Origin of the sequence: Prevotella sp. P4-119, assembly GCF_002251345.1 — a bacterium.
Taxonomy (GTDB): Bacteria; Bacteroidota; Bacteroidia; order Bacteroidales; family Bacteroidaceae; genus Prevotella.
The window spans coordinates 22562-33099 of the sequence record NZ_NPJB01000036.1 but is presented as its reverse complement, the minus strand read 5'-3'; the positions used below and the strand labels follow the sequence as shown (position 1 = coordinate 33099).

Here is a 10538-nt window from a genome sequence, read left to right as displayed (position 1 = left end):
TTCAATACTTCTGAAAAATTCTTTAGAAATGTTTTTGATTTTAAAAAAAATATATTACCTTTGCATCAGTTATCCTGAAAACAATCTTTTTACCTTAAAAGAGAGCTAATACCTATTGAAGATTGAAGCGATTGCCTGTGAGGGTCATCGCTTTATTTTTTTTATTATAAATTTGGTTGTCTCATAAAAAATTCGTAACTTTGCGCCCGATTTAGTCCGTTTTGGCTCGGTAAAGTCACAACACGGTGTTGTGCGCCAGTCGGAAAAACCCGTTTATAACATTTAAATAATGTACGCAATTGTAGAAATTAACGGTCAGCAGTTCAAAGCCGAAGAAGGCAAAAAGCTCTTCGTGAACCACATGAAAGAGGCTGAAGCCGGCAAGACTGTTGAGTTTGACAAGGTACTGCTTGTCGACAAAGAAGGTTCAGTACAGGTAGGTGCACCCACCGTAAGCGGTGCTAAAGTAGTATGTGAAGTGATCAATCCCCTTGTTAAGGGTGAGAAGGTTATCGTTTTCAAGATGAAGCGTCGTAAGGACTCTCGCAAAAAGAACGGTCACCGTCAGCAGTTCACTCAAGTAGAAGTTAAATCAGTAATCGCTTAAACGTAGGAGGAACAAGAAATGGCACATAAAAAAGGTGTAGGTAGTTCTAAGAACGGCCGTGAGTCTGCATCACAGCGACTCGGCATTAAGATTTTCGGTGGCCAGAAGGTTGTTGCAGGCAACATTATTGTTCGCCAGCGTGGCTCTAAGCACAACCCCGGCAACAATGTTGGTATGGGTAAGGACGATACTTTGTTCGCTCTCGTTGACGGAACTGTTCAGTTCCACAAAGGAAAGCGTGACAAGAGCGTTGTTTCAGTAATCCCCGAAGCATAACGCCGAACAAGAAAAAAAATACTCCAAACAAACAATAGAATCCCAAATCTCTCACGAGGTTTGGGATTTCTACTTTTTAAAGGCTGTGGAGGTTAAAGGTTACGAACCTTATGAAGCTGCAAACGTATGCACTTTTACCCTGATACGTGGGGGTAAATGGTATATAGTTGCCTAAATGGTTTATAATTCTAACGATAAATATTCAAGTATTCCGTTGAAGAAGAGCGACTACAAAAAAAACAAGAACCCATGGAGTAGAGTTCCTGTATTGTTTTATTTATAAAATGTGAACTTACTTGTTTTTTGCTTTTTTAAGTCTATTATAGAAAGGATGGAGCAATGAAGTTGCGACTCCCCTACCCGACAATTTGTCTAGTTCAGTTTTGGCTCGATTGTTTTTGCCAGATATGATGAGTAAGTCAATATACGACAACGCATAGTCTATGTTGGCAGGCTTTCTTTTAATCGCTTCTTCCCAGTCGTATAATGCTATTTCATATAGTTTCAGTTCTGCTTCATAAGAAGCTCGTGCCACATACACTTCCGGATCCTCCGGATGCTGTTCTACCACAATATTTAGTTGTTCCAGTGCCTCTTTTCTTCTTCCAGATGACTGGAACATATAAGCAAGTCCAAGTCTTGCTTCTTTATTAGTAGGAACGTTGGCAAGAACGGTTTCGTAATCGTTTTTTGCCAAATCATAGCGTCTGAGATGCATGTACGCGTATGCGCGATAATATAGAGCCGATAAGTTTTTTGATTCGTACCGAAGTATGAGTGTATATTCATCAACGGCATATTCCCATTGTTGCAGTTCGAGATTGACTGCAGCTTTTCTTAAGTGTAAATCGGTATTATATGGAGAAAGTTCAATCTTTCGGTTTAGCGAATTGAGTGAATCACGCCATTGCTGATTGTTCGTCTGTGAGAAAGTCACAGACGAACAAATCATCAATAGAGTAATAATCAAGCTTTTTTGATATAATCTACAATCCATGCTCCCACTTCTTTTGTTCCGTAAGCCTTGCCACCTTCAACTTGAATTTCTGGGGTTCTTACATTGGCGTCTAACGATGCGTTGACAGCCTCTCGTATCAATGCGCCTTCTTTGTTGAGTCCGAAATGTTCAAGCAACATTGCAGCCGATAGGATTTCTGCTAATGGATTGGCGAGGTTTTTACCTGCAGCCTGTGGCCATGAGCCGTGCACAGGTTCGAAGAGTGGTGTATGTTCACCGAGTGATGAAGATGGCTGTAATCCCATAGATCCTGTGATACAACTGGTCTCATCTGTAAGGATATCGCCAAATGTATTTTCTGTAACGACAACATCGAAGAAGCGTGGTTCTGTCAGCACACGCATTGAAGCGTTATCGATAAACATATAGTCGGTGTTGACATCAGGATACTGGGGTTCCATTTCCTTAGCAATCTGTCTCCAGAGTCGTGAACTTGCCAGCACATTGGCTTTATCTACAACGGTGAGGTGCTTTCTACGTTTCTGTGCTGTTTCGAAAGCTACTTTGAGTATTCTCTCAATTTCAGGTCTTGTATAGATGTCGGTATCGTAAGCCTTGTCATTATCCTGATATTTCTCTCCGAAATACATACCTCCTGTGAGCTCTCTGATAACTACGAAATCTGCACCTTTAAGTAATTCGTCTTTTAGTGGGCTTTTATGAAGCAGACAATCGAAGGTGGCAACAGGTCGTACATTGGCAAAGAGTCCGAGTTTTTTACGCATAGCCAAGAGTCCCTGTTCTGGGCGCACTTTTGCTGTGGGGTCGTTATCAAATCTCAGGTCGCCTACTGCAGCAAAGAGCACAGCGTCAGCATTCATACATACTTCGTGTGTTTCATCGGGATATGGATTGCCTACAGCATCAATGGCATGTGCTCCGCAGAGTGCTTCTTGATAAGTGAATTCATGTCCGAATTTGTCGGCAATGACATCCATGACCGCAACACCTTGTTTCATAATTTCCGGTCCGATACCGTCACCGGGTAATACAGCGATTTTGAGTTTCATTGTGATATTGTTTTTATTGTTCGTTTTCTATGATGTTCAACATTTTAAAGGTTGCCTTAATAGCAGCTTCAGTTTGGTCGGCATCAAGTCCTCTGGTTCTTAACACACCTTGTCCATGTTGCCATGTAATGACGGTCTGTACGAGTGCATCCGTTCGTCCTCCAGGCGGTATCGTAACCGCATAGTTAGCCAACAATGGAAATGTTCTGCCTAGATATTTCTTATAGATATATCTGAGTGCCTTGACAAACGCATCGTACTGACCGTCTCCTGTGGCACCGGCTTCATATTGTTTACCATTGATTTCCACTTTTACATTGGCTCCTGGTTTTAGTCCGTATGCTGTAGATACAACATAGCTTACGAGTTTTACCTTATCTTCCGGAGCGTCGTGTTTCAGTACGTCAGATACGATGTACGGCAAGTCTTCCTGTGTGACAATCTCTTTTTTGTCTCCAAGCTCTGTAATGCGTTGTGTCACACGCTTGGTTTGTTCTGGTGTGAGTTCAAGTCCCAGTTCTTCGAGGTTTCTGGCAATATTAGCCTTTCCGCTGTTTTTTCCCAGCGCATATTCCCTTTTTCGTCCGAATCTCTCTGGTACGAGATCATTATAGTAGAGCTTGTCTTTCGAGTCACCGTCAGCATGTACTCCAGCCACTTGTGTGAAGACGTTTTCTCCCACGATGGGTTGGTTTGGAGCAACAGCAATACCGCTATATCCTTCCACCAATCTACTAATGCCGTTGAGCTGTTCTTCGTTGATATTTGTTCTGGCATGAAATTGGTCTTTGAGTATCGCCTGTACGCTTGCTAATGGTGCGTTTCCGCATCTCTCACCGAGTCCGTTGACGGTAACATGAAGTCCCTTTGCCCCGCTGAGTACAGCAGCCAACGAGTTTGATACTGCAAGATCGTAGTCATTATGTGCATGGAAATCGAAATGGCATTGTGGGTATCTCTTTATCATCTTTCTGAAATACTCAATGACTTGAAGCGGATTCATCACACCCAATGTATCGGGCAACAGGAATCTTTTTATTCCACTATTGCAGAGCGCGTCCATGATCTGATAGACATACTCTGGTGAATCTTTCATACCATTTGACCAGTCTTCAAGATAGAGATTTACAGCAATGCCTTTTTCTTCTGCATATTTCAGCGATGCCTTGATATCTTCAAGATGCTCTTCTGGAGATTTTCGCAGTTGGTGTGTGCAATGTTTCAGCGAACCTTTTGCTAAAAGGTTGATGACCTTTCCTCCACAGTCGTTAATCCAGTCAATAGAAAGTCCGCCATCTACAAAACCTAACACTTCAACACGTTCGAGCATACCGATATTTCTTGCATATCTGCAAATCATGCTGACCGCCTCTTTTTCGCCTTCTGATACGCGAGCCGATGCCACTTCAATACGATCCACATTAACTCCATGCAGCAACATTCTTGCTATCATAAGTTTCTCATGAGGAACGAATGAAACGCCATTGGTCTGTTCTCCATCTCTTAGGGTGGAGTCCATGATTTCTATGACTGGCAGTTGTCTTGTATTGGCATTTATGCGTTCTGCTGTTCCCATTGTTCGATTTTGTCCTTGTTTTGAATCAGGAAATCGATATCATCGAGTCCATTGACAAGACAATGTTTTTTATATCCGTTAATATCAAAGATTTCCTGTCGTCCTGTCGCCTTATTGGTGACGGTTTGTTCTGGCAAATTGACCTCAACTTCAGTTTTGGGATTGTTTTTAATGCTGTCAAAGAGTTCTGCCAAGAAGTCTTCGCTGACTACTACAGGGAGAACGAAGTTATTGAGCTCATTGTTTTTGTGGATGTCAGCAAAAAAGGAGCTGATGACCACTCTGAATCCGTATCCAGCGATGGCCCATGCAGCATGTTCACGACTAGAACCTGAACCGAAGTTTTTTCCTGCCACGAGTATGCATCCGCTGTAGGTAGGATTGTTGAGCACAAAATCTTTATTTACCGTTCCGTCTGCGTTATACCTCCAGTCGCGAAAAAGGTTGTCGCCAAAGAAACTTTCTTCTCTGGTAGTGGCTTTGAGGAAGCGTGCTGGAATGATTTGGTCTGTGTCCACATTTTCCAAAGGAAGTGGCACACAGGTAGATGTTATGATGTTGAATTTCTGTTTCATTTTCAATATGTTGGATATGCGTGATTAAAGCAACTCTCTAGGGTCTGTTATTTTACCGGTTACGGCAGCAGCTGCTGCTACCAATGGTGAGCAGAGTATGGTACGGCTACCTGGTCCCTGTCGTCCTTCAAAGTTGCGGTTTGATGTAGATACGCTGTATTTTCCTGCAGGCACTTTATCATCGTTCATGGCCAGACAGGCAGAACATCCAGGTTGTCTGATTTCAAATCCTGCCTCTTCAAGAATCTTATCGATACCTTCTTCGCGAATTTGCTGATCTACGGCCCAACTTCCTGGCACGAGCCATGCCACTACCCTTTCACATTTCTTACGTCCTTTGGCGATAGATGCGAAAGCTCTGAAGTCTTCTATGCGACCATTAGTACAAGCTCCAAGGAATACATAGTCTATTTCCTTGCCAAGGAGTTTCTCTCCTGCTTTGAATCCCATATAGTCGAGTGATTTCTGGAATCCAGCGCCTTCACCTTGTGGTATGGCTTCGGTAATTCCGATTCCCATTCCTGGGTTTGTACCATAGGTAATGCGCGGTTCTATATCTTTTGCGTCGAATACGAGTTCCTTGTCGAAAACAGCGTCATCACCGCTTTTTAGCGTTTTCCAATAAGCCACAGCTTTGTCCCATGCTTCACCCTTAGGTGCAAACTCACGACCTTTGATGTATTCGAAGGTTGTTTCGTCAGGTGCAACAAATCCACCACGTGCGCCCATCTCTATCGACAGGTTGCAGAGTGTCAGTCGGCCTTCCATAGAGAGGTTTTTTACTACATCTCCCGCATATTCTACAAAATAACCTGTAGCACCAGAAGTAGTAAGCTGGCTCATGAGATAGAGTGCCACATCTTTTGCGGTTACCCCTTTCTGCAGTTTTCCATTAATACTGATGCGCATAGACTTAGGTTTCTGCTGAAGAATACATTCCGATGCCATTACCATCTCCACTTCCGATGTTCCAATACCGAAAGCTACCGCTCCCATTGCACCATGTGTAGAGGTATGAGAGTCTCCACATACAATAGTCATTCCGGGCAGAGAGAGTCCCTTCTCAGGACCTACAACGTGGATGATACCATTGTCTTTCGACATCATGGCATAGTGAGTCAAACCAAATTCCTTCGCATTCTGCGCCAACGTGCTTACCTGTTTTGCAGAAACAGGATCTTCTATGGGTTTATCCTGATCGTGTGTTGGTGTGTTATGGTCTGGCATACAATATATATGGTCTGGACGGAAACATTTCAATCCTCTTGCACGCATGCCGTCAAAAGCCTGTGGCGAGGTCACCTCATGGCAGTAGAGTCTGTCGATATAAAGTTGTGTTGGACCATCAGGCAGTTGCTGAACTACGTGTTTGTCCCAAATTTTGTCGAAAAGTGTGTTCATTTCTTCTTAAACTTGTTTATACAGTCAATATATGCTTCAACCGAAGCGGTTACGATATCAGTGTTGGCACCGAATCCATAATAAATACTTCCTTCATATTCCACCTGCATGTGAACCTTGCCCACATCATCGGATCCCTTTGAGATGGCCTGGATGGTAAACTCCTTCAAGGTCATCTGTTTCATAATGATTTTCTTCAGCGCCTTGATAGCAGCGTCAACAGGACCGTTGCCTGATGCAGCAGCTTCAAATTTCTGATTGCTGATGTCAAGTCCAATAGAGGCAACACTCTTGACGCCCTTTCCTGTGGTTACCTGCAAGAAATCGAGTTTCACAGCATGGGCCTCTGCGGTATCGGCACCAGCCAACATGAGCACATCGGCATCGTTGACCTCCTTCTTCTGATCGGCCAGAATCAGGAACTTTTCATAAATTTTATCGAGTTTCTGCTCATCAACCTCCACACCATTCACGTTCAGACGATGCTTCAACGCTGCGCGTCCACTTCGTGCGGTCAGCACGATAGCATTGTCGTCGATACCCACATCCTTGGGATTGATGATTTCATAGGTCTGCACGTTTTTTAGCACACCATCCTGATGGATTCCGCTAGAATGAGCAAAAGCATTACGACCCACAATGGCCTTGTTGGGTTGTACGGGCATGTTCATCAAGCTCGATACCATGCGACTGGTGGGATAGATCTTTGTGGTATTGATATTGGTTTCGATATCCAGACCTTTATGACATTTCAGAATCATGGCAATTTCTTCGAGCGAAGTATTTCCGGCTCGTTCACCAATTCCATTGATGGTCACCTCTACCTGTCGAGCACCACCCAACACACCGCTAAGCGTGTTGGCTGTTGCCATGCCTAAGTCGTTGTGGCAATGTGTAGAGATAATAGCACGGTCAATACCGTCAACATGTTCTTTCAGGTACTTAATTTTCTCGAAATACTCCTGAGGCAGACAGTAACCCGTCGTGTCTGGGATATTGACCACGGTAGCACCTGCTTTAATGACAGCTTCTACCACGCGAGCCAGATATTCATTTTCGGTGCGTCCTGCATCTTCACAGTAGAACTCTACGTCTTCTACATATTTCTTTGCATATTTCACAGCAGCCACACCACGTTCGATAATTTCTTCTCGTGTGGAATTAAATTTGTATTTAATGTGCGAGTCCGATGTACCAATACCAGTATGGATACGCTTGTGTTTCGCATATTTCAATGCATCTGCAGCTACATCAATATCTTTCTGCACAGCACGTGTTAGGGCACAGATGGTAGGCCATGTCACGGCTTTCGATATTTCAATCACACTATTGAAGTCGCCTGGACTGCTAACGGGGAATCCTGCTTCAATCACATCAACTCCAAGTTGTTCAAGAGCTTTTGCCACCTGTATTTTTTCAACGGTGTTCAACTGACATCCTGGAACCTGCTCGCCATCGCGGAGGGTTGTGTCGAAGATAAATAATCTGTCACTCATATTCTTTCTTGTTGTTTAATTTCTTTCAATTCTTAATAAAAAGTGCCTTTCACACTGTTGGAAGCGAGAAAGGCACCTTTGTATTTTCATATTTCAACTACATACACGTCTTACCACTTCCAACCGTTTGGCGCAGTCGGATAATAATAATACCGCTAAGTAGATTCATACTATTCATATCGTTTTCTATTTTGACCGCAAAGTTACGCATTTTTGTTTAATTCTCCAAATAAACCATCACTTTTTTATCTAAAAATCTAATAAAACAAAGATAAATACGACACAAGACAAACAAAACGAAAGTAATTGTGGTAAAAAAACTATTAAACTGCAACCTGTTACCCTACCCCAACTTTTATATTGAAATAGGTGGATGATGAATGGTGCAGAATGATGCATGAGTTGATTCATATAATCACCTTTCTTACAGCATGGGAACAATATATCAAGTTTTCAAACTTTCGGGATGCCTTCGGGATGTCTTCGGGTTCAAAGCAGTCATTCATACATAATATCATATTTCAAGACTGAGACCAGGTGTTCAACTCAAATAATACCTCATCGAAATATTAATTTTCATATTCTAAAAAATATCCGCAATGGAGAATACTCATTGCGGATATTGATGATTATACAGTAGATGTCTGCAACAGTCTGTTGCATTATCCACCAAAGTTATCGTACATGATGCTCTCAGACTCTACACCCAGAGAATCGAGCATAGCCACTACGGCTTTCGACATGGGACCAGGACCACACATGTAGTATTCAATATCCTCTGGTGCCTCGTGGTCCTTCAGGTAGGTATTGTACATGACCTGATGAACGAATCCTGCGGTGTATTTCACGCCAGCAGCATCGGCTGCTGGGTCTGGGCGGTCGAGAGCCAGATGGAAATGGAAGTTGGGGAATTCCTTTTCCAGTCCATGGAAATCGTCGAGGTAGAACACCTCGTTGAGTGCACGTGCGCCATAGAAATAATGCATCTCGCGATCGGTAGTGTGCAATGTTTTGGTCATGTGCATGATCTGTGCACGCAAAGGAGCCATACCTGCACCACCGCCAACCCATATCATTTCCTTCTTGCTGTCGAAATGTGGATGGAAATCGCCGAAAGGACCACTCATGATAACCTTGTCGCCTGGTTTCAGAGAGAAGATGTAAGACGAAGCAATACCTGGATTCACATCCATAAATCCACTGCGATCTGGTTTGAATGGAGGAGTTGCAATACGTACGGTCAACATGAAGACATCACCTTCTGCAGGATAGTTCGCCATAGAATAGGCACGGATGGTGGGTTCGGGGTTCTTACACTTCAAGGGGAAGAGACCAAACTTCTGCCAAGCCGGCAGATATTCATCACCAATAAGCGCCTTGTCGAAATCCTTGTCGTAGTCGATGCAGTCGAATGCAGGAATCTTGATTTGAGCGTAAGAACCTGGAAGGAAGTCCATATGGGCACCCTTAGGCAGTTGCACTTTAAATTCCTTGATAAACGTAGCAACGTTCTTATTTGAAATCACGGTGCACTCATATTCCTTCACACCAAGGATGCTCTCGTCAACATGGATGTTAAGGTCACCCTTCACCTTACATTGACATCCCAGACGCCAATGGTTTTTGATTTCCTTTCGGGTGAAATGAGGTTTCTCGCTATCGAGAATCTCACCACCACCTTCCAGAACCTGTACCTTACATTGTCCGCAAGAGGCTTTACCGCCACAGGCAGAAGGCAGGAAGATACCATTCTCGTTGAGCGTAGCCATCAGGTTGTTGCCTTGTGGCACGTTAATGGTACGGTCGCCATTAATAGTAATGTTGACATTACCGCTTGGACTCAAGAATTTCTTGGCCACAAGCAGAATAATTACCAGCAGGAGGATTACCAAGAGGAACACCCCTATACTGTATGCTATAAATTCTGTCATAATGTTACTTGTCTGCTAAAGTTAAATATTGAGTCCACTGAAACACATCATCGCCATAGCCATCAGGCCTACGGTAATGAAGACGATACCGAGACCCTGAAGGGGACGAGGCACGTCGCTGTATTGCATCTTCTCGCGGATAGCACCCAAGGCAACAATTGCCAAGGTCCAACCGATACCAGAACCAAGTCCATAGACCACAGCATCACCTACGCTGGTGATGGCTTGTGAATTGGTGGCATCGAGCAGAATACGCTGTTGCATGAAGAGCGAAGCACCCATGATGGCACAATTGACCGCAATCAGCGGAAGGAAAATACCCAGCGCAGAATAGAGTGATGGACTGAAGCGTTCTACAGCCATTTCTACCAACTGCACAATACCGGCAATGACGGCAATGAAGAGGATGAAGGACAGATAGCTCAGGTCAACACCTTCGGCAAGACAGTTGGGACCAAGTACGCAGGTCTGCAACAGATAGTTGACAGGTACGGTAACTACAAGTACAAAGGTAACAGCAAGTCCGAGGCCAAGAGATGTTTTGACAGTCTTCGACACGGCAAGGTACGAACACATGCCGAGGAAGAAGGCGAATATCATATTATCTACGAATATCGACCGGAAGAATAAACTTATTGCGTGTTCCAT

The 10538-nt window shown here is 43.7% G+C and carries 10 protein-coding genes; 2 read left to right on the top strand and 8 right to left on the bottom strand.

Annotated features, from left to right (window positions below; genetic code table 11):
* Positions 1 to 289 precede the first annotated feature (289 nt).
* Both rplU and rpmA read left to right on the top strand, forming a co-directional pair.
* The gene (rplU, locus tag CIK89_RS04400) at positions 290 to 607 is read left to right on the top strand and encodes a 50S ribosomal protein L21 (RefSeq protein ID WP_094390232.1); all 318 of its coding nucleotides are present in this window, start codon (positions 290 to 292) and stop codon (positions 605 to 607) included.
* 18 nt (positions 608 to 625) lie between these two features.
* Complete coding sequence (gene rpmA, locus CIK89_RS04395; RefSeq protein ID WP_094390231.1) at positions 626 to 883, top strand: 50S ribosomal protein L27; 258 nt, start codon at positions 626 to 628, stop codon at positions 881 to 883.
* Between the two features lie 292 nt (positions 884 to 1175).
* Here the strand turns inward: rpmA and CIK89_RS04390 are convergent, their stop codons facing one another.
* The 8 genes from CIK89_RS04390 to nqrE form a co-directional block, all read right to left on the bottom strand.
* Positions 1176 to 1880: a tetratricopeptide repeat protein gene (locus CIK89_RS04390; protein WP_094436211.1), complete on the bottom strand. Its 705-nt coding sequence runs from the start codon at positions 1878 to 1880 to the stop codon at positions 1176 to 1178.
* Positions 1850 to 2911: a 3-isopropylmalate dehydrogenase gene (leuB, locus tag CIK89_RS04385; RefSeq protein ID WP_094390229.1), complete on the bottom strand. Its 1062-nt coding sequence runs from the start codon at positions 2909 to 2911 to the stop codon at positions 1850 to 1852. Before leuB ends, CIK89_RS04390 begins: the two co-directional genes overlap by 31 nt.
* 13 nt (positions 2912 to 2924) lie before the next feature.
* Entirely contained in the window at positions 2925 to 4487 is a 1563-nt protein-coding gene (locus CIK89_RS04380) for an alpha-isopropylmalate synthase regulatory domain-containing protein (RefSeq protein WP_094390228.1), read from the bottom strand.
* A complete protein-coding gene (gene leuD / locus CIK89_RS04375) occupies positions 4466 to 5062 on the bottom strand; it encodes a 3-isopropylmalate dehydratase small subunit (protein WP_094390227.1) in 597 nt (198 codons plus the stop codon). The genes CIK89_RS04380 and leuD overlap by 22 nt, the downstream gene beginning before the upstream one ends.
* A 24-nt stretch (positions 5063 to 5086) precedes the next feature.
* On the bottom strand, positions 5087 to 6463 hold the full coding sequence (gene leuC, locus CIK89_RS04370) for a 3-isopropylmalate dehydratase large subunit (protein ID WP_094390226.1): 1377 nt from the start codon (positions 6461 to 6463) through the stop codon (positions 5087 to 5089).
* Positions 6460 to 7959, bottom strand: a complete 1500-nt coding sequence (locus CIK89_RS04365; RefSeq protein ID WP_094390225.1) for a 2-isopropylmalate synthase — start codon at positions 7957 to 7959, stop codon at positions 6460 to 6462. The genes leuC and CIK89_RS04365 overlap by 4 nt, the downstream gene beginning before the upstream one ends.
* A gap of 662 nt (positions 7960 to 8621) precedes the next feature.
* Entirely contained in the window at positions 8622 to 9890 is a 1269-nt protein-coding gene (nqrF, locus tag CIK89_RS04360; protein WP_173815126.1) for an NADH:ubiquinone reductase (Na(+)-transporting) subunit F, read from the bottom strand.
* Positions 9891 to 9911: 21 nt separating this feature from the next.
* Entirely contained in the window at positions 9912 to 10538 is a 627-nt protein-coding gene (gene nqrE / locus CIK89_RS04355) for an NADH:ubiquinone reductase (Na(+)-transporting) subunit E (RefSeq protein ID WP_094390223.1), read from the bottom strand.

Excerpts from the sequence above, each read along its gene's own strand:
- rplU (WP_094390232.1), top strand. The coding sequence starts at position 290 with ATGTACGCAATTGTAGAAATTAACGGTCAGCAGTTCAAAGCCGAAGAA.
- rpmA (WP_094390231.1), top strand. The coding sequence starts at position 626 with ATGGCACATAAAAAAGGTGTAGGTAGTTCTAAGAACGGCCGTGAGTCT.
- CIK89_RS04390 (WP_094436211.1), bottom strand. The coding sequence starts at position 1,880 with ATGGATTGTAGATTATATCAAAAAAGCTTGATTATTACTCTATTGATG.
- leuB (WP_094390229.1), bottom strand. The coding sequence starts at position 2,911 with ATGAAACTCAAAATCGCTGTATTACCCGGTGACGGTATCGGACCGGAA.
- CIK89_RS04380 (WP_094390228.1), bottom strand. The coding sequence starts at position 4,487 with ATGGGAACAGCAGAACGCATAAATGCCAATACAAGACAACTGCCAGTC.
- leuD (WP_094390227.1), bottom strand. The coding sequence starts at position 5,062 with ATGAAACAGAAATTCAACATCATAACATCTACCTGTGTGCCACTTCCT.
- leuC (WP_094390226.1), bottom strand. The coding sequence starts at position 6,463 with ATGAACACACTTTTCGACAAAATTTGGGACAAACACGTAGTTCAGCAA.
- CIK89_RS04365 (WP_094390225.1), bottom strand. The coding sequence starts at position 7,959 with ATGAGTGACAGATTATTTATCTTCGACACAACCCTCCGCGATGGCGAG.
- nqrF (WP_173815126.1), bottom strand. The coding sequence starts at position 9,890 with ATGACAGAATTTATAGCATACAGTATAGGGGTGTTCCTCTTGGTAATC.
- nqrE (WP_094390223.1), bottom strand. The coding sequence starts at position 10,538 with ATGGAACACGCAATAAGTTTATTCTTCCGGTCGATATTCGTAGATAAT.